This is a genomic window from Pseudomonas sp. W2I6, from assembly GCF_030815935.1.
GTDB lineage: Bacteria > Pseudomonadota > Gammaproteobacteria > Pseudomonadales > Pseudomonadaceae > Aquipseudomonas.
This window is the reverse complement of the sequence record NZ_JAUSXJ010000001.1, coordinates 4,584,522-4,604,625: the sequence shown is the minus strand read 5'-3', so window position 1 is coordinate 4,604,625 and position 20,104 is coordinate 4,584,522. Positions and strand designations below refer to the sequence as shown.

General features: G+C 61.1%; 22 protein-coding genes. 8 read left to right on the top strand and 14 right to left on the bottom strand.

The window, feature by feature from the left end:
• Positions 1-80: 80 nt before the first annotated feature.
• Together QF039_RS21160 and QF039_RS21155 are read right to left on the bottom strand one after the other, a co-directional pair.
• Complete coding sequence (locus tag QF039_RS21160; protein ID WP_307520509.1) at positions 81-1,256, bottom strand: GAF domain-containing sensor histidine kinase; 1,176 nt, start codon at positions 1,254-1,256, stop codon at positions 81-83.
• A 185-nt stretch (positions 1,257-1,441) separates the two neighbouring features.
• Positions 1,442-1,747: a PepSY domain-containing protein gene (locus QF039_RS21155; RefSeq protein ID WP_177054581.1), complete on the bottom strand. Its 306-nt coding sequence runs from the start codon at positions 1,745-1,747 to the stop codon at positions 1,442-1,444.
• A gap of 140 nt (positions 1,748-1,887) precedes the next feature.
• Between QF039_RS21155 and QF039_RS21150 the strand changes: the two genes are divergently transcribed.
• Positions 1,888-2,817: a sterol desaturase family protein gene (locus tag QF039_RS21150; RefSeq protein WP_307520505.1), complete on the top strand. Its 930-nt coding sequence runs from the start codon at positions 1,888-1,890 to the stop codon at positions 2,815-2,817.
• Here QF039_RS21150 and QF039_RS21145 read toward each other — a convergent pair.
• Both QF039_RS21145 and QF039_RS21140 read right to left on the bottom strand, forming a co-directional pair.
• Positions 2,758-3,435: an AraC family transcriptional regulator gene (locus QF039_RS21145; protein WP_177117364.1), complete on the bottom strand. Its 678-nt coding sequence runs from the start codon at positions 3,433-3,435 to the stop codon at positions 2,758-2,760. The two genes, QF039_RS21150 and QF039_RS21145, sit on opposite strands and share 60 nt — an antisense overlap.
• Entirely contained in the window at positions 3,436-4,563 is a 1,128-nt protein-coding gene (locus QF039_RS21140; RefSeq protein WP_008432958.1) for a glycerophosphodiester phosphodiesterase, read from the bottom strand.
• Between the two features lie 232 nt (positions 4,564-4,795).
• On the opposite strand from QF039_RS21140, the gene QF039_RS21135 reads away from it, so the two are divergent.
• A complete protein-coding gene (locus QF039_RS21135; protein WP_008432956.1) occupies positions 4,796-5,119 on the top strand; it encodes a DUF2025 family protein in 324 nt (107 codons plus the stop codon).
• A 172-nt stretch (positions 5,120-5,291) separates the two neighbouring features.
• On the opposite strand, the gene QF039_RS21130 is transcribed toward QF039_RS21135, so the two are convergent.
• Together QF039_RS21130 and QF039_RS21125 are read right to left on the bottom strand one after the other, a co-directional pair.
• A complete protein-coding gene (locus tag QF039_RS21130; RefSeq protein ID WP_102605202.1) occupies positions 5,292-5,615 on the bottom strand; it encodes an antibiotic biosynthesis monooxygenase in 324 nt (107 codons plus the stop codon).
• Positions 5,612-6,307: a CTP synthase gene (locus QF039_RS21125; RefSeq protein WP_307520499.1), complete on the bottom strand. Its 696-nt coding sequence runs from the start codon at positions 6,305-6,307 to the stop codon at positions 5,612-5,614. The genes QF039_RS21130 and QF039_RS21125 overlap by 4 nt, the downstream gene beginning before the upstream one ends.
• A gap of 79 nt (positions 6,308-6,386) precedes the next feature.
• Between QF039_RS21125 and QF039_RS21120 the strand changes: the two genes are divergently transcribed.
• Complete coding sequence (locus QF039_RS21120) at positions 6,387-7,271, top strand: LysR family transcriptional regulator (RefSeq protein WP_307520497.1); 885 nt, start codon at positions 6,387-6,389, stop codon at positions 7,269-7,271.
• Positions 7,272-7,376: 105 nt separating this feature from the next.
• Here QF039_RS21120 and QF039_RS21115 read toward each other — a convergent pair whose 3' ends face one another.
• The 4 genes from QF039_RS21115 to QF039_RS21100 all read right to left on the bottom strand — a co-directional run bounded on the left by QF039_RS21115 (position 7,377) and on the right by QF039_RS21100 (position 11,399).
• A complete protein-coding gene (locus tag QF039_RS21115) occupies positions 7,377-7,892 on the bottom strand; it encodes a DUF1003 domain-containing protein (RefSeq protein ID WP_003211469.1) in 516 nt (171 codons plus the stop codon).
• An 80-nt stretch (positions 7,893-7,972) separates the two neighbouring features.
• Positions 7,973-9,292: a PAS domain-containing methyl-accepting chemotaxis protein gene (locus QF039_RS21110; protein ID WP_307520494.1), complete on the bottom strand. Its 1,320-nt coding sequence runs from the start codon at positions 9,290-9,292 to the stop codon at positions 7,973-7,975.
• 239 nt (positions 9,293-9,531) lie between these two features.
• Positions 9,532-10,590, bottom strand: a complete 1,059-nt coding sequence (locus tag QF039_RS21105) for a diguanylate cyclase (protein WP_003211472.1) — start codon at positions 10,588-10,590, stop codon at positions 9,532-9,534.
• A gap of 188 nt (positions 10,591-10,778) precedes the next feature.
• Positions 10,779-11,399, bottom strand: coding sequence for a TetR/AcrR family transcriptional regulator (locus QF039_RS21100; protein WP_003211473.1), 621 nt, complete (start codon positions 11,397-11,399; stop codon positions 10,779-10,781).
• A gap of 124 nt (positions 11,400-11,523) precedes the next feature.
• On the opposite strand from QF039_RS21100, the gene QF039_RS21095 reads away from it, so the two are divergent.
• The 3 genes from QF039_RS21095 to QF039_RS21085 all read left to right on the top strand — a co-directional run bounded on the left by QF039_RS21095 (position 11,524) and on the right by QF039_RS21085 (position 15,088).
• Complete coding sequence (locus QF039_RS21095) at positions 11,524-12,582, top strand: MBL fold metallo-hydrolase (RefSeq protein WP_008432945.1); 1,059 nt, start codon at positions 11,524-11,526, stop codon at positions 12,580-12,582.
• A gap of 123 nt (positions 12,583-12,705) precedes the next feature.
• The gene (locus QF039_RS21090) at positions 12,706-13,470 is read left to right on the top strand and encodes a hypothetical protein (protein WP_307520491.1); all 765 of its coding nucleotides are present in this window, start codon (positions 12,706-12,708) and stop codon (positions 13,468-13,470) included.
• A 235-nt stretch (positions 13,471-13,705) separates the two neighbouring features.
• Positions 13,706-15,088 carry an amidase family protein gene (locus tag QF039_RS21085; RefSeq protein WP_307523006.1) on the top strand — a complete coding sequence of 461 codons (1,383 nt, stop codon included), beginning with the start codon at positions 13,706-13,708 and terminating at the stop codon, positions 15,086-15,088.
• Positions 15,089-15,094: 6 nt separating this feature from the next.
• Here QF039_RS21085 and QF039_RS21080 read toward each other — a convergent pair whose 3' ends face one another.
• Positions 15,095-15,889, bottom strand: a complete 795-nt coding sequence (locus QF039_RS21080; RefSeq protein ID WP_008432939.1) for an SDR family oxidoreductase — start codon at positions 15,887-15,889, stop codon at positions 15,095-15,097.
• Between the two features lie 116 nt (positions 15,890-16,005).
• Between QF039_RS21080 and QF039_RS21075 the strand changes: the two genes are divergently transcribed.
• Complete coding sequence (locus QF039_RS21075; protein WP_008432938.1) at positions 16,006-16,944, top strand: GlxA family transcriptional regulator; 939 nt, start codon at positions 16,006-16,008, stop codon at positions 16,942-16,944.
• 17 nt (positions 16,945-16,961) lie between these two features.
• Here QF039_RS21075 and QF039_RS21070 read toward each other — a convergent pair whose 3' ends face one another.
• Together QF039_RS21070 and QF039_RS21065 are read right to left on the bottom strand one after the other, a co-directional pair.
• The gene (locus QF039_RS21070) at positions 16,962-17,342 is read right to left on the bottom strand and encodes a helix-turn-helix transcriptional regulator (RefSeq protein ID WP_177008444.1); all 381 of its coding nucleotides are present in this window, start codon (positions 17,340-17,342) and stop codon (positions 16,962-16,964) included.
• Positions 17,343-17,446: 104 nt separating this feature from the next.
• Complete coding sequence (locus QF039_RS21065) at positions 17,447-18,217, bottom strand: helix-turn-helix transcriptional regulator (RefSeq protein ID WP_307520486.1); 771 nt, start codon at positions 18,215-18,217, stop codon at positions 17,447-17,449.
• 115 nt (positions 18,218-18,332) lie between these two features.
• Between QF039_RS21065 and QF039_RS21060 the strand changes: the two genes are divergently transcribed.
• On the top strand, positions 18,333-19,139 hold the full coding sequence (locus tag QF039_RS21060; protein ID WP_307520485.1) for a sulfite exporter TauE/SafE family protein: 807 nt from the start codon (positions 18,333-18,335) through the stop codon (positions 19,137-19,139).
• On the opposite strand, the gene QF039_RS21055 is transcribed toward QF039_RS21060, so the two are convergent.
• Positions 19,136-20,083: a hypothetical protein gene (locus tag QF039_RS21055; protein ID WP_307520484.1), complete on the bottom strand. Its 948-nt coding sequence runs from the start codon at positions 20,081-20,083 to the stop codon at positions 19,136-19,138. The genes QF039_RS21060 and QF039_RS21055 overlap by 4 nt on opposite strands.
• Positions 20,084-20,104: the final 21 nt, after the last annotated feature.

Sequence of the window (20,104 nt, the reverse complement as noted above, 5' to 3'; positions counted from 1 at the left end):
CCTGTAGGAAATTTCACAGGTTCACCTGAGCGCATCATGGCAACTGAATTTGACGCTTTTGTGACGGTTTGAGGTGGCCGTCAATCGCCCGCGGGCAAACTGAAGCTGAACACCGTGCCGTCCTGCTCGCTGGAAGACACTTCCAGCCGCCCGCCATGGGCGTCGGCAATCTGCTTGACGATGTACAACCCCAGGCCCAACCCGGCCTGGGGCAGGGCGCCCGTCGGTCGGGAGTAGGGCTGGAACAGCAGCGGCATGGCTTGCTCACTGATCAGCCCAAGGTTTTTCACCGTTAACTCAAACGTGCCGGCGTTGACCTGCGCACTGACTTCAACCGGTCCTTGCGGGTTGCCGTGGCTGATGGCGTTGGCCACCAGGTTGGAGAGCAATTGCGCGAGCCGCTCGCGGTCGCCTTTCACACCCTTGAGATTGCCGATGCTGGCGTGAATCAGCCGCTTTGGATGGACGTGCTGCACCTCTTCCACCACATGCTGCAAAGTGTCTTCAAGCCCGGTGCATTCACTGATGTTCACCGGGATGCCGCTGCCCATTCGCCCGCGGGCAAAGTCCAGTACGTCTTCCACCAGTTGCGAGGCCCGGCGGCCGCTGGCCAGCATGTGCCGCACCAGCGTGTCGGTGGCCGGGTCCGGGTGTTTGCGCAGCAGACGTTCGGCGCCGACGTTGATGGCGAACAGCGGGTTGCGCAGGTCGTGGCCGAGCACGGCGATGAATTGTTCGCGCAGTTCGGCGGTTTCCCGCTCCTGCTGCAGGTCGGCTTCGGTCTGCTGGAGGCTTTCTTCGGCTTCGATCTGCAGCGACAGCACCCGGGCAAACGACTCCATGGTCGACTGGATGGTGCTGCTGCGCAGTTGCGCCGGGTTCGGGTCCAGGGCACAGATGGTGCCGAAGAAACGCCCGTCGGTGCGGAACACCGGCACCGAGATGTAGCTTTCAAAGTGGTAGATACGCGGCGTGTGGTGGTCGCGATACAGCGGGTCTTCGCTGGCTTTGTCGATCACGATCGAGACGTGGGAGTCGCGTATTTCGTGGCACAGGGTGGTGGTCAGGTCCAGCTCGCCACCCACGGGCAGGCCGAAGTCCAGTTGGTCGCGCACGGCGCAGGCGGTCCATGAATCATCGGTGACCCGGGCCACGGCCGCAAAACGCAAGCCGGTCATCTCGCTGACTACCTGGAGAATCGCCGGGACGGCGCTGACTCTGCCAATGGTGGCAATGTCGACGGCTTTTTGCCCCATGGCGAACGGTTCCGGTCCTGATGCTGCTGGCGTTGTGCCTTGGCTGATGGTTGGGATTCTAGCGAGCTTGGCGGCGTAAGGTACAAATTCGTTCACGCTAATTAGACTAATTGCTCTTCTGGGCGACGAGCGCGCATAAAAAAGCCGCGCGGCCCGAAGGCGGCGCGGCGTTTTTGCGGTTCAACTCAAGTGTCTTGCTTGTTTTCCAGGACTTCGCCGGTCTTGGCATCCAGCTTCACGTCCCACTTCACGTTGCTGGTGTCACGCAGTTCGGTCTCGTAGACCAGGCGGCCGGCGTTGTCTTCCAGTTCGGTGTCAACGATGGTGGCGCCTTTGTGCTGGGCCACGGCCTTGGCGTTGAGCTTTTCAAAATCCATCACGGCACCGGACTTGAGCAGGCTCGGAATCTGGTCCGGGCGAACATCGGCCTGGGCCAAACCGGCGGTAAGGGTCAAGGCGGCAGCAGCGAACAGAGCGGTCAGGTTTTTCATGATGTGATCCTTTGGGGTGAGCTGTTTAAGTGGGATCAGGTTAACCAGCGCAACTTAACTCACCCTTAAGATTGCGCCGTTTGTTCAATCGGCGGCGAGTGCGGGGTTTCATGCTGGCGTCTCACTTACGGGAGGCACAGATGAAACAGTTAATGGCCTGGGTGTATGCGCCCTTGTTTTGGGCAGGGTTTATCGGGTGGGCGCTGTGGCTGGTGCAGAGGGATGCGCTGCAGTGGCTGGGGCTGGTATTTGTTCTGGCGGTGGCGGTGTCGTTTATCGCCGAGTGGTGGTTGCCCTATGAGCCGCAGTGGAATCGCAACCAGGGTGATCGTCGTCGCGACTTGATTCACGCATTGGTCAATGAGGGCCTCAATGCGGCGGGCTTGTTGATCTTGCCGGTGCTGACCGCGCTGTTGGCCGTCGACGGTGTATGGCCGCGGGCGTGGCCGCTCTGGGCGCAATTGCTGCTGGCGATCTTCATTGCCGATGCGGGCATCACCCTGATGCATTACGCCAGCCACCGAGTCGCTGCCTTGTGGCGCCTGCACGCGGTGCACCACAGCGTGCAACGGCTGTATGGCTTCAATGGCTTGATGAAGCATCCGTTGCACCAGATGCTGGAAGCCACGGCCGGGTTGGCGCCGTTGATCCTGCTGGGCATGCCCACGGAGGTGGCGCTGCTGCTGGCCCTGGCGATTGCCGTGCAGCTGCTGTTGCAGCATTCCAATGTCGACATGCGCCTGGGGCCGCTGCGCTGGGTGTTCGCCTGGGCGCCGATGCATCGTTTTCATCACATGAAATATGGCCGGGCTGGGGATGTGAATTTCGGCTTGTTTTTCAATCTGTGGGATTGGCTCTTGGGTACGGCGTTTTACAGCCATGACTATCGAATGGGGCAGGGCGACTTGGGGATTGGCAGCCGGCCGGATTTTCCGCGGGAGTATGTGGCGCAGTTGCGCGATCCGTTCAGGACGGTGCAATTGAGCAAGGAGCCGCCGGTTCCCGTCGGTCTAGTCGAGGATTCGTACGTGCAGGTTGCGCAACGACGCCCCGGCCGTGACGCCGAATAGTTGTTTCATGGTCCGGGAAAAATGCGCCGAATCGGCGAACCCGGCGCCATGGGCAGCCTCGGTCAGGGTGCTGCCGCCGAGCGCCAGTCCCAGCGCCACTCGCAAGCGCCGCCACAACACCAGGCGACGTACCGGCAAACCCAGTTGGTTGGCGAACAAACGTTCCAGCTGGCTTAACGAAACGTGCGCCGCCTGTGCCAGGGCTTGGGCCGAGACCTTGCCACTCAGTTGCTGATCCAGCGCCGACAGCGCGCGCTCCACCCTGGCATCTTCCAGTGCGCGTCTCGGCAATTGGCGCAACGTGCGCTCGAGTGCTTCCAGGGACCGTTCACTGTCGGCCAGGGCGGCCTGCAAGGGGGCGATATCAAAGGCGCCGGGTTCGGCATACACCATCAATACCTCACCATGGGTTTGGAGGATGGCGTGGGGCATTCTGGACGGGATAAACAGGCGATGGGCCGTGATGGCACGGCCATCGAGGCTGGCCGTGACCGGCCCGCCCGCGGAGAACATCAGCTGATGGGCATAGTGTGCATGGGACGCGGTGCGCCCCGGTATGCCCTGGATCAGCCCGTAGTCAGGCCCCAGCCACAGGCGACCTGACCATTCGGGGCTCACTCAGTAACCGTTGTCCTGCAGCAGGTCGGCCACACTCGAGGACGGCCAGCGCTTGTAGTACTTCAGCAGTTCGGCAGCGCGGTTGGTGAAGATGCCATCGACGCCGGCTTTCATGACCTTGTCGAAGTCCACCGGCTCATCCACGGTGTACACGTGCACCAGCAAGCCCTTGTCGTGGGTCAACTGGTTCATCTCGGGTTTGACCAGGTCGGAATAGCTCTGGTCGCCCAGGTTGGTCAGCTGTGCCGAAGGGCCGGTACCGATGGCGCCCAGGCTCTTGGCCTCGTCGATCCATTTTTCGAACTCGGCGGCGTCCTTTGGCTCCTGCTTGGCGTAGTAGGCGGCTTTGCTCGGCTCGCCGGACTCGGCGAAGGGCACCTTGGATTTCGGTTCGATGCTGCCTTCACCTACCCACAACAGCAGGATTTTCGGGGTGTTGGGCATCTCTTTTTGCAGTTCTTTCAGGCTGTCTTTCTCAAAGGTTTGCAGCACCACGCGGCCCTTGCCCTGGCCGACGCCGATGTTTTTCTGGGCCTGGTTGGAGCCGGTGGAGCTCAACCAGCCTTTATCCAGCAGCTTGTTCTTCAGGTCGGCCTCGATGCCCGGGAATTGCTTCGGCTCCTTGGTTTCGATGTACAGGCCGGGTTTGTGCTGCGGATTGCCTTCGGCGATCTTGATGATTTCGTCCAGGCTGAGGATTTTCAGGCCGACGAAGCCCGGGCGGGCACGATCCGGGTAGGCGGCGTTGAACCAGCTGCCGGCGTCCAGGGTTTTAAGCTCGGCCCAGGTGAATTCGTTGGCCGGGCTGTCCTTGCGCTCCGGGAACTTGGTGGCGACGTCGGTGGTGCGTTGCAGGTTGTTGTCATGCAGGGCGAATAGCACGCCGTCCTTGCTGCGTTGCAGGTCCATTTCCAGGTAGTCGGCACCCAGGTCGCGCGCGACCTTGTAGGCGGCGGCGGTGGATTCCGGTGCATCGAAGGAGGCGCCACGGTGGGCAATCACGGCGGGGTGCGGAATGCCTTCGTTGGTGGCCAATTCGGTAGGGCTGATCGGGCTTGCCGCCTGTGCGTGGCCAAGGCCCAGCATCAGGGCCAGCAGCAGGGCACTCTTGGTAAACGTGACAGGCATATGCGAAGTCCTTTCGTGGAGGTAACTTTGAGAAGGGCTCCTTTTTAACAATTGCTTGCGAATGGCGCTATCACCAAACCGACATTAACGTGTTCACCGGCCATTTTTCTGCACTTTTGTGCGGTGCGATGCAGTACTCTTGCCTTGAATTGCCCCATCAGAGGGCAGATTTTCCTGCCACGCGTGTAAACCATCTTTCCAGTCCAAGTAGGACTTTTCAGTGAGGTTTACCATGCGCATCACCTCCGAGCTTATCTGCCAGGCCGCCGACCAACTCCAGGGTTTTGTCGGCCTGAACCGCAAGACTGGCCAGTACATCGTCCGTTTCAGCGAAGACTCCTTCGGCATGGACGTGGCCGATGACGGCATTATCCCGACCGCCGAGTTTGTCTGGCTGCCGGTCGACGGGCAGGCCATGACCTTGTCCCGCGAGCGGATCCAGTTGTTGCTCGACCAGAACATCGACGATCGCATCAACATCACCGAACCGCTGCGGGTGTACATGCGTCGGGTGGAGATTCCACAGATCAGTGCGGTGCGCAGTCTGGTCAGTTGAGTGCCGCATAGCCCTGCGGCTGGAGCGCTTTTTGTGGCTAGGGAGCTTGCTGTGGCAGGAGGCTTGCTGTGGTGAGGGAGCTCCCTCACCACACAAGCTCCCTCACTACAGCAAGCGCCCTCACCACAGAGCCTCCCTTGTCCACATTAAGTGTTTTACACGGGCTGAGGTTTCAGCGCTCGAACGCGTAAGACCGCTCCACCTTGCACACTCGTGTATGGCACGCCAAGTACCAGGTGGCGCGGCCCTGTTCGCGCACCTCAGTGTGTTCGGCGTGCTGCTTCCAGGCCAGGATCTCCGCTTCGCTGCTCCAGTAGGACACCGTGATGCCCAGCCCGTCGTCCCCGCGCGCCGATTCCACGCCGAGAAAACCGGGTTGTTGCCGGGCCAGTTCCAGCATGCGGTCGGCGGCTCGTCCGTAACCGTTGTCACCTTCAGTGCGCAATGAACTGAACACCACGGCGTAGTACGGCGGTTTGGGTGTCTTGGCGATCATGCGCAGGCCTTCAGCAGCGCAATGGCCAACGGCGGGGTGACGCCTTTAAGCGCCGCACGTTCCGGCTGGAACAGGGTGGCGACAAAAAACGGATGGCCCAGCAACTCCACCGCCCGCAGGTCGCCCGCCGAGTCATGGCCGCTGGCAATCAGGTCGGCTTCCAGCAATGCGCTTTCGAAGTCTGGATTGATGCCATAGCGGCAACGGTAGCCTTCATGGATATCCAGGGTGGCGTAGGCCTCGGCGATGCGGGTATAGGCCATCAAGCGGATGGTGTCGGTCGCTTCCACCAGCGCGCAGGTCAACGGTGTCAGCACTGCACGCGGCGAGTCGGGGGCCAGTTCGCCATGCTCGGCGTCGGCCCAGCCCAGCACGTTGCGGGCATATTCCAGCACCGCGTGTTGAAAACCGCCGCAGGTGCCGAGGAAAGGGCGCCGCTGTTCACGGGCATAACGGATGGCCAGCAGGGCGCCGTCCAGATCACGGTAAGGGCTGGCGGGGACGCACCAGAAGCCGTCGTAGTGCTGCAGTTGTTCGGTGGATTTGATCGTGTCGGTGGCCAGCCAGTCGAACCGCACCGTCAGGCCCAGCGCCGCGCCGGCCTGTTGCAACGCCAGGGGAATGGCCTGGTGGGCGGTGACCTGTGCATCGTAGTCGCCGATCAGGGCCAGGTGCAGGGTGGTTTTATTCATCGAGGGTATCCGTGGCTTGTTGAGTCCTGGCGCTCACTATAGATTGGCGCTCACGCAATCAATATTGGCGTTAACACACATGTTCAATGCAGCGGTGCACTATCAGATCGACTACCCCGACCTTTCCCTGATCCTCGCCCTGGTGCGCGGCGGCACGCTCGCGCGGGCGGCGGCGTTGCTGCGGGTGGATGTGTCTACGGTGTTTCGCGCGGTGCGGCGGCTGGAGACGGCGCTGGGCCAGACGCTGTTCGAAAAGAGCCGCGCCGGCTACCTGCCCACCACCTTGGCCACCACCCTCGCCGAGCAGGCCGAACGTGCCGAACAGGCGCTGGAGGCAGCACGTGTGGGAGTGGAGCAGGGCGGTGAAGTGATCAGCGGTACGGTGCGCCTGACGTGCACGGACTCGGTATTGCAGTCACTGTTGCTGCCGGCCCTGGCGCAGTTCATGCCGGGCTACCCGGCGTTGACCCTGGAGCTGAGCACGTCCAATGACTTCGCCAACCTCAGTCGCCGCGATGCGGATATTGCCCTGCGCCTGACCAAGGCACCGCCCGAGCATCTGGTAGGACGTTGCCTGGGCACGGTGTCGTATCGGGTGTGCGCCAGTGCCGACTATGCCCGCCAGCATGCGGGGGAGGAACTGGCGGCCCTGAACTGGATCGCGCCGGATGACTTCCTGCCGGATCACCCCACCGTCACCTGGCGGCGCCAGCACTTGCCGGGAGTGATGCCGGCCTATCGATGCAACAGCATGGTTTCGGTAACCGAGCTGGTGCGCGCGGGACTCGGCGCGGCCGCGTTGCCGGATTACCTGCTGGGCGCGGGCCTGGAACCGTTGAGCCCGCCGCTGGTGGGGCACGACACCGCCCTGTGGCTGCTGACGCGCCCCGATTGCCGGGCCTTGCGCTCGGTGGTGACGTTATTTGATCAGTTGGGCCAGCATGTGCGCTTGCCGGTGAGATAACTGTGGGAGCTGGCTTGCCTGCGATACAGGCGCTGTGGTGCATCAGGCATACCGCGCAGATGCTATCGCAGGCAAGCCAGCTCCCACACGGGATGCGTGGGAGGGTCAGGTCTTGCGCACGAATTGGTCGTGCATCTCGCTGGTCAGCCCTTCGATGCGTTCGGTCAGTTGTTTGGTCATCTCGGTGAGCTTGGTGTTCTGCTCCAACAGTTCCAGCAGTTGCTTGGTGGTCTGCGCCGCCTGGGCCTGGCGTTCGGTGTTGGCCACGGCCAGGGCTTCGCGGTGCTGGGCGTCGGCGTCGGATTGGGCCTTGTCCCGTGCGGCCTGGCGGGTCTGGGCGAGCAAAATCAAGGGGGCGGCATAGGCCGATTGCAGGCTGAACGCCAGGTTCAAGAGGATGAACGGGTAGACGTCAAAGTGCGTGATGCCGGTCATGTTGAGCACGACCCACAGAATCACGATTGCCGTTTGCGCCCCCAGGAACGTCGGGGTGCCAAAGAAGCGCGCGAAGGCTTCGGCTTTCAACGCAAAGGTGTCGTTGCCAAAGGTCGGCGCGAGATGGGCGTGTTTACGATGAAAGCGCAGGTGGTCAACGTTGGCTTCAGGTTTATCCGGGGTCATGGCGGGCTCGAATCCGTGGCGTAAGACAAGCCACCACTATAGACCGAGCCCTCGGCCTGGCACATGAAGAACCCTGTCGCTTACCTGTTGCCCCGTTCATTGGCAAACGCACTCACAGCCTGCACCGCCTCGCTGGCGCCTTCGCGAATCTGCAGGATCACCGTGCCGGCCTGGTTGGCCAGGTCCACGCCCTGGGCGGCGCGGTCGCGGGTACCGTCCATGCTGTCGATGGCCTGGCGGGTTTCGGTCTGGATCATCTCGATCATCGACGAAATCTCGGCCGTTGAACCGCTGGTGCGCGCCGCCAATTGCCGCACTTCATCGGCCACCACCGCAAAGCCACGCCCTTGTTCGCCGGCGCGTGCGGCTTCGATGGCAGCGTTCAATGCCAGCAGGTTGGTCTGGTCGGCAATCCCGCGAATGGTGTTGACGATGGCGGTGATCTGCTGCGAACGCTCGCCCAGCTTGGCGATCAGCGCGGAAGAACCGTCGATATTGGCGGCAATCTCACGCATGCCGGTGGCGGTCTGCTGGATCACCTCGGCGCCTTTTTCGGCGATGTCCCGGGTTTGCAGCGAGATGTGATAAGCCTGGGTGGCGCTTTGCGCGTCGGCCGCGTGTTTCTCCACCATGGCCGTGACGTCGGAGGCGTATTTCACCACCTTGCACAGGCGCCCGCTGGCGTCGTACACCGGGTTGTAGTTGGCTTCCAGCCACACCACCTGGCCGTTTTTGTCGATGCGTTCGAACTGGCCGTTGAACAGCTCACCCTGGTTCAGCCGTCGCCAGAAATCGCTGTAGGCGCTGCTGTTGGCCAGCTCCGGTGTGCAGAACATGCGGTGATGCTTGCCCTGCACCTGCGCCAGGTTGTAGCCCATGCGCTGCAGGAAATTCTGGTTGGCGCTGATGATGGTGCCGTCGAGGTTGAACTCGATCACCGCCATGGCGCGGTCGATGGCCTGCAACTTGGCGTTGGCTTCACTCTCGGCCTGCATTTTCGGGGTGACGTCCATGGCGTACTTCACCACTTTCACCACGCTGCCGGACTCGTCGCGCACCGGGTTGTAGCTGGCCTCCAGCCAGGTCGGCTGGCCGTTGCTGGTCACGCGCTCAAAGGTGCCGGACTGGAATTGGCCGTTGCGCAGTTGCGTCCATAGCTGGCCGTACTCGGCGCTGCGGGCAAAGGCCGGGGTGCAGAACAGGCGGTGGGACTGGCCCACGACTTGGTCGGCGGTGTAGCCCATGACCTTGAGGAAATTCTCGTTGGCCCGCAGGACTGTGCCTTGCAGATCAAATTCAATCACCGCCATGGAGCGGTCGATGGCGTCGAGAAGGCTGGCTTGCTGGGCAAGGGTGGCTTGCAGGGTACTGATGGTTTTTTTATGGGCGTTGAATAGCATGGTCGTGTGCTCGGGGGAAGCAAGCGTCAGGGGTATCCATGGGGGCGCCTGCCACCGTAAGGCCTGGCCATACGGCAAACGTGCTCATTGCCAGCTTCCTTGTGCTGGCAGCGGGGTGGAACAGCGGGTTCTGAGTCGTATGGCCGGCAAGAAGTTCTATGCCAGTCGACCAATGGCGGCATTATGCTATCGGTCGGCGACGGGCGCGTTTAATTCAGACGAGATGCAGAGGGCGGGATTCAGGCGGAATGGGCGACCACGTAGTCGCTGATATTGACTCGGTTACGGCCGGTGTCCTTGGCCGCGTACAGCGCGCGGTCCGCTGCGTTGAGCCACATGGCCGCGTCGGTGAAGGTGCTCTGGAAAGACGCCAGGCCAATGCTCAGGCTGACCCGCAGCTCGGGGATTTCCGGGTTTCGGTAATTGCTGAACACCTCGCGCATGCGTTCCATGACTTGCGCGGCCTGTTCCATGGGCATGTCCGGAAGAATCACACAGAACTCGTCGCCGCCGTATCGCCCGGCCAGGTCGTTTGCCCGCAGGTTGCGTCGAAGTTCCAGGCTTAGTTGGCGCAGAACCTGGTCACCGATGATGTGCCCATAGCTGTCGTTGATTTGCTTGAAATGGTCAATGTCGATCAGCGCGATGGTGGCGTTCCCATGTTGTTGTTGGCACTTGTGAAACTTCAGGTGCAGCAGGTCTTTCCACGAACCATGGTTGAGCAGGCCGGTGAGGCTGTCGGTGCGGCTCAGGGCGCTCAGGGCGCGTTTGTGTTCCGACAATTTGATCGCCAGGCGGTAGCAGACCATGCCCAGCGCCATGGGATACAGGGTCAGCATCGGCAGGCAGGCGTAGACCTGGACCAGGCTGACGTCGGGATTGAAGTGGATGCCAAACAGCAGCCAGGACACGCCGATACCTGCCAGTTGCGCCACGATGCCGTGGAGGAACAGGCGTTTGCCGCCGGCGGCGACGTTGTTCATGGTCATCATCGACAGGATGGTCACGGCCGTCAGTGGCGTGAACTGTGTAGTCGCCGCCCAGAACCCGCCGAGCAGTGAGTCGTAGAGCAGGTTTCGCCGTTCCGCCTTGTAGGGGAAATCAGAGCGGGTCGAAAGTTGATAGGCCAGGTGCGCCCAGCCAAAACCATTGAACAGCAGCAACGCCCAGACCCAGCCTGGCATTTGCAGTGGGTAGAGCGCGGCGATGACGCTGATGCAGCCGATGCCCAGGCCGATGATCCTTGGCCTGTAGATACGTCTGGCAAATGACAGCCCTTTGCCTCGTTGGTTTTCCATAGATTCCTGGGTCGATTCTTTTTTTGCAGGTACGACGGCACACGTGATCGGGAAAACCACTGGTCGGATAATACGTGTGAATATTGTCAGTTATTCGCGTGGGAATAATCAGTGTCCTTCCAGGCCATTTGCAAAGGACACGCGGCGAATCAGATAAAAACGACCTTGGATGTCGTTCCTGCAACAGGTCAGTGCTGCGGCACGACCTCATAGCCTGCGAGGAACAGGTCGATGGCCGACTCGATGACGTTCGCTTGGGCGTCGGCGTCCAGGGTCGGCTGGCCGAGGGTGATCTGTGGCCAGAAGGCAAAGGCCTTGAGCAGGCTTTGCACCTGGTGGGCGGCGAAGCATGGGTCGGTGCAGCTCAGCCGGCCGTCTTCCTGGGCGGCGCGCACCCATTGGGTGAAGCCTTCTTCACGCTTGCTCAGGCGGTTGACCATGTCCTGGGCACGCTCCGGCGAGTGGATGGTGGCGGCAATCGCGACCCGGGCCAGGTCGAGGAAGTTGGCGTCCGACATCATCGTCATCTTGGCCTGCAGCAACCCGCGCAGTTGCTCCCGCAGAGGGCGGTCGCTGGCGTAGCTGACGTCCAGTTGCGCAACACTGCTGGCCCACAGTTGATGCAGGATCTCGGCGAACAGCTCTTCCTTGCTCGGGAAATGGTTGTACACCGTGCGCTTGGAAACCCCCGCCGTGGCGGCAATCTTGTCCATGCTGGTGACCTCGAACCCGTTGTCACGAAACTCGGCAATGGCGGCTGCCACGATGGCTTCGCGTTTACGGTCGGTGAGGCGCAGGGGTACAGTCATGGTGGGAGTTCGGCTCTGAAGGGAAACTTACACTCGGTAGTTTACTTGCTCCCGGTTTTGTTGCAATCTAGAAACTACACTGTGCAGTGTAATTTTTAGAGCAGTCTGCAGGAGTTCCTCGGTAATGGCCACGATCTCAACCCGTCTCGACAGTTCTTCTACAGCGCCCAAGTCTTCCGAACAGCATCAAGGTCACTTCACCAATCAGAAGCCCATCCAGCATGGCGGCTTGGGCAAGACCCTGGGCATCATGTGGAAGATGCTCTTCCAGAAGCCCCGCAGCACGCGCCCGGTGGGTGAGATCCCGGTGCAGCCGCTGACTCGCGAGCAACTGTTTGCCGCCCCGGACCATAGCGTTTTCCGCCTCGGCCATTCCACCGTGCTGCTGAAAATGCGCGGCAAGTTCTGGCTGACCGACCCGGTGTTCGCCGAGCGTGCTTCGCCGTTCAGTTGGGCGGGCCCCAAGCGTTTCCATCAGCCGCCGATCAGCCTTGAGGACCTGCCGCCGATCGAGGCGGTGATTCTTTCCCACAACCACTACGACCATCTGGACCACAAGGCGGTGGTGCAACTGGCGGACAAGACCCGCTATTTCCTCGCGCCGCTGGGTGTGGGCGATACGCTGGTCAAGTGGGGCGTGGATGCCAGCAAGGTGCGGCAGCTGGATTGGTGGCAGGGCACTGAAGTGGACGGGATTCGTTTTGTGTCCACGCCGGCCCAGCACTTTTCCGGGCGCGGCCTGTTCGATGGCAACCAGACGCTGTGGTGTTCGTGGGTGATGATCGACGGCTCACGGCGAATTTTCTTCAGCGGTGATACCGGCTATTTCGAGGGCTTCAAGCGTATCGGCGAGCAGTACGGCCCGTTTGACCTGACCCTGATGGAGACGGGTGCCTACAACGTCGACTGGCCCCACGTGCACATGCAACCGGAAGAAACCCTGCAGGCGCACATCGACTTGAAGGGCCGCTGGCTGCTGCCGATCCATAACGGCACGTTCGACCTGGCGTTTCATGCATGGCACGAACCCTTCGACCGCATCATGGCACTGGCATGGGAGCGTAACGTGTCGATCACCACACCGGCGATGGGGCAGGCGTTCATGCTCAACCAGCCGGAGCGCGGGCAGGCCTGGTGGCTGGACGTCGAGCATCAGGGCAGTGAAGCGCACGTCAGCGGATAATCACCGTCTGATCGCGCGCTCAGGGATTTTGAACGAGCCATAACCAGCCATTTCCGACAGACATCCACCTCGCTGAAGGGATGCAATCACGCCTCGAAACTTTATTCCGGGGCGTGGGAGTGTATGGACGATAAGAGTAGGAAGGTCACGGGGCCGGGCGTGCGCTGCCTGTTCAAGCCTTCAGGATCGGGGGACAGTTGTACTCCCCAGCCTTGCGCCCCCGCTGCCAGCCAGGGCGTCGTGTTTGGCAGTCATGCGGCCGGTACGATCGTCAATTCGGCCACTCACCAGGGCGGCCTGGAGTTCGGCTCCACGGGCGGTTACGGCCCCAGGCTCGACCTCCCTGGCCCCATGATGCACAGCGTGCGCGATCCCGCGTTATCACTGATTGCCCTCAGCGGTGTCGACCCTGAGGGGCGGGTGATGGTGGAGATTCCACCCGTCGCTGATCCGGGTCATCTGATCAACACACCGCCTTTGGCTGGCAGCCGTATTGGTTTTGCCAGCGAGTACGTTACCGGTGATGTGCGCAAACCCGCCAAACACAGCCCGCACTTTGCCCGGGTACTGGACGTACTGCGTGCAGCCGGTGCGCAATTGGTGCCTGTGACGGCGCGGGTGACCGATGACACACGTCACTTCACCCTGGACCCCGGCAATGAGATTAACGACCGGGTCACGGAAAACCGCCTGGATGGGGTGGTGGCGGATGCGCAAGGTGTTGCTTTCCACAAAGCAGCGACTGCCGATAACCCACGCTTCAGCGTGCCCACGGGCACCGACGTCGACGGGGTGTCGAGGGTCGTCTGGTTCTATGGTGCGCACTGGTCCAGAGATCGTCTGGCGGCGTTGGTGCGAGGTTGTCAGCAGGTTCTAGGGCGGCTTTAAGGGCCTACACCATGGGGAGAGTGATCGTACGCCGCGGTAAGAGTTGCCCCCGAGTCATCGAGTATTTCGCTTCTTAGACTGAGGCAGGGATATCGAACGGTATTCCCAACATTCAGGCAGGCGGGGAGTATTTATGATTGGACCAGGTTTGGGCGCGGGATGGGCAGCGGGGCTTTTCGATGCAGTGGTGAACCCGCCACAGGCCTACAGGAGTGCCGACGATTTGGCAGCGGCCATGACCCGGCCCAATGGGGCCAGTTCCGATTCGGTGGTGAGGGATTCGCTGAAGCTGATCGCCAACATGGACAAGGGCTTGCAGGGCGGCAATGCGTTCATTGAAATCAATCCTGACGCTCGTGTGAAAGCCCGTGCGCTGGATCTGGAACGGGCCGAAGGCAAAGTGCGCGGGCCTTTGCATGGCGTTCCGATAGCGCTCAAGGATGTGTTCGAAACCGGCGACAAGATGCAGACCAGCGGTGGCTCCATGGCGCTGGTGGGCAGGCCCGCTTCAAGGAACGCCAAGGTGGTGGACAACCTGCTGAAGGCTGGCGTTGTGATTATTGGAAAAACCAACATGAGCGAATTGTCCAATTTTCGCTCTGAGGCGCCGGTTGATGGCTGGAGCTCCAGGGGCGGCTTGACCCTCAACCCGCATCGGCTGGATGGCCAGGCGGCGGGGTCGAGTACGGGCTCTGCGGTAGCCGTTGCACAAGGCATTGTGCCCTTGGCATTGGGGGTCGAAACCAATGGTTCAATCATTACGCCGGCGGCTTACAACGGTGTTATTGGTTTCAAACCGACCGAAGGATTAGTGAGTACCGAAGGGGTGATGACCAGTTCCCGCCAGGACACGGTGGGCACCTTCACCCGTAACGTGCGTGATGCGGCGCAAGCACTGGATGCGATGACGGATACCAACCGCTACACCCAGGGAATCAAGCCTGACGCCTTGGTGGGCAAGCGCATCGGCTATACGCCGTTGCCTGAGTTATCAGCAGAAGATGCCAAAGACCCGGCGAAAATAGCCGACAGGCAGCACTTCGAGGATGCCATTACGTTGCTGCGGGGCAAGGGCGCGACATTGGTACCCGTGGGTCAACTGGGTGAGGGCGTCCCGTACGAAACCCATGAACAATATAACGACGCGTTGTTATCGGACGTTAAACACCAGCTTGAAGCCTACCTGGCCGGACGGGCAGGCTTGCCGGTGAAGTCGCTGGCTGAGCTGATTGAATTCAACGAGCGCAACAGCGGTCCGGGTGTGCCGGATCAACAGATGCTCACCATGATCAACGGGATGGATATCAGTGATCAGGCGCGCAATGAGTTATGGGCTGCCATCGGCCCGATTTTCAAAAGCACCATCGATAAGCCACTGGCCGAGCATAAGCTTGATGCAATAGTGTCCAATTTTCACTCGTACAGTTACTACTACTCGGCAGTGGCCGGTTATCCCGGTATCTCCATGCCATCAGGAATGGACGACGAAGGGATGCCAACGGCCGTTCACTTTTATGGGGCAAATTTGAGCGAAGCCACGTTGCTGTCGGTCGCCTACGGGTATGAGCAGGCCTCCCATGCAATCAGGAAGCCTGCGTTTACACCCGGCCTGCGCTAGTCCGGATTACTTCAACCCATAACGAGCGGCGGGTTCACGGTGCGACAGGTTCGGGCCCAGGGCCAGCCGTGCGCTTTCGTAGGTGTCCCAATCGGCGCTGTCCGGCAGTGACGGAATCGTCACGGCTTCGCCTTGGGCGAGGCCTGCCAGGGCGGCGTCCACCAGGTTTTCGGTGGTCATCACCATGGCTTCCGGCAGGTTGTTCACAGGCAGGCCGGCGATGTCCCAGAACTCCGTGGCGGTAGCGCCTGGCAGCACCACTTGGACCACCACGCCCTTGTCACTCAGCTCATGCTGCAGCGATTCGCTGAACGCCTGCACGAACGCTTTGGTACCGCCATACACGCCATTCAGCACTTTGGGAGCGAGAGCGACAATCGAGCCGATATTGATAATCGTGCCACGGCCCTGGGCGACAAAGTTGGTTGCCGCGGCTTTGGCCAGGCGGGTCAGCGCCAGTACGTTCAGCAGAATCATCGCGTCCATTTTGTCGGCATCCGACTCCAGCAGCGAAGCCGTGGCGCCTACACCGGCGTTATTCACCAGCAGGCTGATACGGCTGTCTTCGTGCGCGATCCGGGCGATTCGCGCCAAGTCGGCTGGCAGATTGAGATCGGCCGCTATCACCTGCACGTCACGCTGGGTATTGGCTTTCAAGCGTGTTGCCAACTGCTCCAGACGTTGCTGGTTGCGGGCCACCAGAATCAGATCGTAGCCGGCACGGGCCAGGCGGTCGGCATACACCGCGCCTATTCCTGACGAGGCACCGGTAATCAGGGCATAACCTTTGTGTTGCGACATGGCAGTTGCTCCAAATGGGCCGGGGAGGGGATCGGCCTTGTTGGAACCAAGATTATGGGTGTAATGTGGTGGCTGCAATGTCATATATCCCTCCTTTAGAGACATGAGGTTTGGCCATGGTGTCCGTCGGTATCCTGCTTTTTCCCGGTTTCCAGGTGCTCAGCCTGTCCACCAGCAGCGTGTTCGAGTTTGCCAACTTCGTGGTGGGGCGACCGTTCTACCGCGTGGACTTGTTGTCGGAGCATGGCGGGCCGATAAAAAGCTCCATGGGCTTTGCCATTGATAGCCTGGCGTTCGGGCAGCAGGTCTACGACACGATCCTGGTGCTGGGGGACAACGAACTACTTGAGCCCACTCCTGGCATGGTGGAGTACCTGCAAGCATCATTGACGGCGTCGCGCCGGGTTACATCGGCCTGCACCGGGTCGTTCCATCTGGCGGCGGCCGGCCTGTTGGAAGGGCGCAAGGCAACCACCCACTGGTACCACGCCATGACGTTTCGCCAGCGCTACCCTAACGTGAAGCTGGAGGAAGACCGGATCTTCACCGTCGATGGCCCGCTCTGGACTTCTGCCGGGATGACCGCCTGCATCGACCTGGCCCTGGCCCTGGTCGAGCACGATTTGGGCGTGGAAGTGGCCCGCGACGTGGCGAAAAAACTGGTGGTTTACCATCGCCGTGCCGGTGGCCAGTCACAGTTCTCGGCGTTGCTGGAACTGGACCCAAAGTCCGACCGCGTACAAACCGCCCTGGCGTGGGCCAAAGGGCACTTGCACGAGGACCTCTCGGTAGAACAACTGGCGCAAGCGGCACACCTCAGCCCGCGTCAGTTCAGCCGACTGTTCCGCGCCGAAACCGGGCAATCCCCGGCCAAGGCGGTAGAACACCTGCGCATTGAAGCGGCGAGGTTGATGCTCGAATCCGGCAGCCACTCCATCGACGTCGTCGCCCGGGAGACGGGCTTCGGTGACCCGGAGCGCATGCGTCGAGCCTTCCTGCGAGCGTTTGGCCAACCGCCACAAATGATCCGTCGGGCGCTGCAGTTGCAGGCGTGAGTTGATGGCCTTGCGCGCTATGCACCATTGGGCTGAGGTGTTGTTGGGTCAATGGACGCCGCTGTTGAATCCAGAAACCTTGAGATGATCCCTTTGGCGGCCGGTTGTGCCGGAGTGCTGGCGCGGCCCCGCACATTCATCCCCCAACCCGGCGCAAAGCCCGGGAAAAACACCAACCCTTCAGCCTCCAGGCGAAACGCCACACTCAGGCGGACTTCATCGTCCACATCGCCATGGCTTTCAAAACGTTGAAGGGCGTCCACTTCCACATCCGCTTCCCGGGCCAGGTCTTCCCGGCTCCAGCCCAGCATCAGGCGGGCCTGGACGCTGTGCCGTGGGGTGAATTGATGAAGGACGATCTGCTGTTCTACGGTGCTGCTCATTGCCAGAGAGGACATGGCCTTTCTCCAGGTTCGACGGGGGGAGGGCAAACTATACTGTGTTTTTGTACAGTTGTTTTGACCGCTCATCAACTGGATTTTCCGATAGCGCTGCCGCCGCTCTATTTCGCCCCTTCCAGGTAGGTGCTCGGTGACTGGCCCAGCACCCGGCGGAACATGCTGGAAAATGCCGCCGGGTTTTCATAGCCCAGGTCCAGGGCGATCCGGGTGACGCTTTCACCGCTGGCCAACCGCGCCAAGGCCTGCACAACACAGGCCCGCTGGCGCCACTGCACGAAGCTCAGGCCGGTTTGTTGGCGGAAATGCCGGCTGAAGGTGCGCAGGCTCAGGTGCGATTGTTGCGCCCATTGAACCGGTGACTGGTGCACGTCCGGCCGCTGCAGAAACGTCAGGCACAGATCAAGCAGGCGAGGGTCCTCCGGCAGCGGGATATGCAGGGGCAAGTGCGTGGCGCGTGCCAGTTCATGCAACAGCAGGCTGACCAGCGCACCGTCGCGCCCGGCCTCGTCGTATTCCAGCGGCAGCTCCACCGCCTCCATCAGCAGCTGGCGCATCAGGGGGGAAACGTTGATGACGTGGCAGTCGGTGCCCAAGTCGGTGACGGCGTGCGGTTCGATATACAGGCTGCGCGTCGACACGCCGAGCATCAGCACTTCATGGGGCACTTGGGCGGGAATCCACACCGCGCGCTGGGGCGGCACAACCCAGTTGCCTTGCTGGGTGCTGACTTGCATCACCCCGGTGGCGCCATACAGCAACTGGCCGCGCCGATGGCTGTGGCGCTTGAGCAGATAGCCGTGGGGATAGTCGGTGCCGATTGCCACGACCGTTCGCGGGGTCAGGTCGAGCTGAGCGATGGAAACGTTGCGCATGGAGCTGATCCCGGAAGTGGCAATATCTCGCACATTATTGGCCGACATGCGCAAGCGGGCCAAGCCTTGAATCTCTATCGTCGACAGCTCTCCCTGATACTGAAGGCGATTCTCGATGTTCTATCTATTACTGGCACTGTTCGGCTGCATGACCGGCGTGACCGCTGTGCTGTTCGGCTTCGGTGGCGGGTTCGTGGTGGTGCCGTTGCTGTACGGCATGCTCAAGCTCAGCCGCGACGCGGGCGTGAGTGAATCAGCGATGCATATCGCGGTCGCCACCTCGACCTGCGTGATGATCGTCAACGCGCTGCTTGCCACCGGAAAACACCAGCGCAAAGGTAATCTGATTCGCCACTACCTGTGGCCGTTGGGCGGGTACATCGGGGTCGGCGCCGTGCTGGGCGCAGGGGCTGCAATGTTCGCCAGCGGCGATTTCATGCGGTACGCCTTTATCGCCTACCTGGCCATCACCATTGTCGATTGCCTGTTGCGCAGGGGCTTTCTCAGCCAGGACGACAGGCTCCAGCCACGACGCCTGAGCGGCGCGGAAGTGACGGGCGGCGGCATCGCCATTGGCCTGATCGCGACCTTCCTGGGTGTGGGTGGCAGCGTGATGACCGTGCCGCTGTTGCGCCGTTGTGGCTTGAGCATGTCCCAGTCCACGTCCATGGCTAATCCGCTGAGCGTGCCGGTGGCGCTGGCCGGTACATTTACCTACATGCTCATGGCGGGATTCGCCAAGGTGCAATTGGGCACGTGGTTTGTCGGCTATGTCGATTTGCTGGCGTTCGCCATCCTCACCCTGGGCTCGCTGCTGGGCATTCGCCTGGCCACGCCGTGGATTGGTCGTATCCCGGATGCACTGCATGCGCGGGTGTATATCGGGTTGTTGGGCGTGGTGATGGTGAGCATGCTGTTTTAGGTTTCCAACCCCGGCGCCTCGCGAATAATCAGGTGATCGAGGTTCTCGATATTGGCACTGAATACCCCGAACGTCTGCTCGGGGTTTTTCTTGCTTGGCACCTGTTTCAGCTCCGGCGTTACCCCGTAGAAGAAGCAATACAGCGCTCGATCACTGTCCACCGCGGCCTTGATCTGCTCCAGGAACGCCTTGCGCTTGCGGTAGTTCTCGATCAGTTTTTTGCTCAGGTAAACGTTGATGGAATAGGGCTTCTTGTCGAGCCAGGCTTTCTTTTCGAAGTCGATGCGAAAGCTGCTGGTGTAGTCCTTGATCTCCTTGATCTTGCCCCAGTAGATCAGGCCTTTGTTGTCCTGCAGGTATTCGATCTTCTTGAAAAACGTCCAGTAGGTCGCGGTGTGCTCGCCGATCTTCAAGGGCATGCTTTTGAGCTTGTCCTTGTCGCCGATATTGGACACGTAGCATTCCACCGGGTGGGCAAAGACGCTGGTCTTGTCCGGGGTGGTGTCGCTTGAGCTGTGAGACAAGGCGTTGCGGGTTGCCGGCGTTTTCGGCGGCTCTTGTGCGGTGCCACCCTCAGCACCGATGACCGGCGTTTTGCGTTCGTACTGGCGCCGCGTCAGGACAAATTCCGACGGGAAGTTTTCCTCCGGCCCATCCTCAGATTCGCCTTTTCCGGCAGGGCGACTGGCGTACCGGCAACCTTCAATATGCCGGGTGCTGGGGATGTTCTTGAAGTGGGGCGTGCGCAGGTAATTGACGTTTTTTGCATTGAACGTGCCCAACACATTGCCCGCCGCAAACGCCGCCCGGCATTCGTCGTTGGGGCACAGGAAACTGTCCTTGTCGGAATCGAAGGCGGCGGTTTCGTCGAAATTCAGGTCGCGCACGTCATAGATCGACAGCTTGTCGTCGAGACTCAGGCTGTAGGCCGTGTCGAATTTCATGGGGCTCGGGTCCGTGAGAGA

Excerpts from the sequence above, each read along its gene's own strand:
- QF039_RS21160 (WP_307520509.1), bottom strand. The coding sequence starts at position 1,256 with ATGGGGCAAAAAGCCGTCGACATTGCCACCATTGGCAGAGTCAGCGCC.
- QF039_RS21155 (WP_177054581.1), bottom strand. The coding sequence starts at position 1,747 with ATGAAAAACCTGACCGCTCTGTTCGCTGCTGCCGCCTTGACCCTTACC.
- QF039_RS21150 (WP_307520505.1), top strand. The coding sequence starts at position 1,888 with ATGAAACAGTTAATGGCCTGGGTGTATGCGCCCTTGTTTTGGGCAGGG.
- QF039_RS21140 (WP_008432958.1), bottom strand. The coding sequence starts at position 4,563 with ATGCCTGTCACGTTTACCAAGAGTGCCCTGCTGCTGGCCCTGATGCTG.
- QF039_RS21135 (WP_008432956.1), top strand. The coding sequence starts at position 4,796 with ATGCGCATCACCTCCGAGCTTATCTGCCAGGCCGCCGACCAACTCCAG.
- QF039_RS21130 (WP_102605202.1), bottom strand. The coding sequence starts at position 5,615 with ATGATCGCCAAGACACCCAAACCGCCGTACTACGCCGTGGTGTTCAGT.
- QF039_RS21125 (WP_307520499.1), bottom strand. The coding sequence starts at position 6,307 with ATGAATAAAACCACCCTGCACCTGGCCCTGATCGGCGACTACGATGCA.
- QF039_RS21120 (WP_307520497.1), top strand. The coding sequence starts at position 6,387 with ATGTTCAATGCAGCGGTGCACTATCAGATCGACTACCCCGACCTTTCC.
- QF039_RS21115 (WP_003211469.1), bottom strand. The coding sequence starts at position 7,892 with ATGACCCCGGATAAACCTGAAGCCAACGTTGACCACCTGCGCTTTCAT.
- QF039_RS21110 (WP_307520494.1), bottom strand. The coding sequence starts at position 9,292 with ATGCTATTCAACGCCCATAAAAAAACCATCAGTACCCTGCAAGCCACC.
- QF039_RS21105 (WP_003211472.1), bottom strand. The coding sequence starts at position 10,590 with ATGGAAAACCAACGAGGCAAAGGGCTGTCATTTGCCAGACGTATCTAC.
- QF039_RS21100 (WP_003211473.1), bottom strand. The coding sequence starts at position 11,399 with ATGACTGTACCCCTGCGCCTCACCGACCGTAAACGCGAAGCCATCGTG.
- QF039_RS21095 (WP_008432945.1), top strand. The coding sequence starts at position 11,524 with ATGGCCACGATCTCAACCCGTCTCGACAGTTCTTCTACAGCGCCCAAG.
- QF039_RS21090 (WP_307520491.1), top strand. The coding sequence starts at position 12,706 with ATGGACGATAAGAGTAGGAAGGTCACGGGGCCGGGCGTGCGCTGCCTG.
- QF039_RS21085 (WP_307523006.1), top strand. The coding sequence starts at position 13,706 with ATGACCCGGCCCAATGGGGCCAGTTCCGATTCGGTGGTGAGGGATTCG.
- QF039_RS21080 (WP_008432939.1), bottom strand. The coding sequence starts at position 15,889 with ATGTCGCAACACAAAGGTTATGCCCTGATTACCGGTGCCTCGTCAGGA.
- QF039_RS21075 (WP_008432938.1), top strand. The coding sequence starts at position 16,006 with ATGGTGTCCGTCGGTATCCTGCTTTTTCCCGGTTTCCAGGTGCTCAGC.
- QF039_RS21070 (WP_177008444.1), bottom strand. The coding sequence starts at position 17,342 with ATGTCCTCTCTGGCAATGAGCAGCACCGTAGAACAGCAGATCGTCCTT.
- QF039_RS21065 (WP_307520486.1), bottom strand. The coding sequence starts at position 18,217 with ATGCGCAACGTTTCCATCGCTCAGCTCGACCTGACCCCGCGAACGGTC.
- QF039_RS21060 (WP_307520485.1), top strand. The coding sequence starts at position 18,333 with ATGTTCTATCTATTACTGGCACTGTTCGGCTGCATGACCGGCGTGACC.
- QF039_RS21055 (WP_307520484.1), bottom strand. The coding sequence starts at position 20,083 with ATGAAATTCGACACGGCCTACAGCCTGAGTCTCGACGACAAGCTGTCG.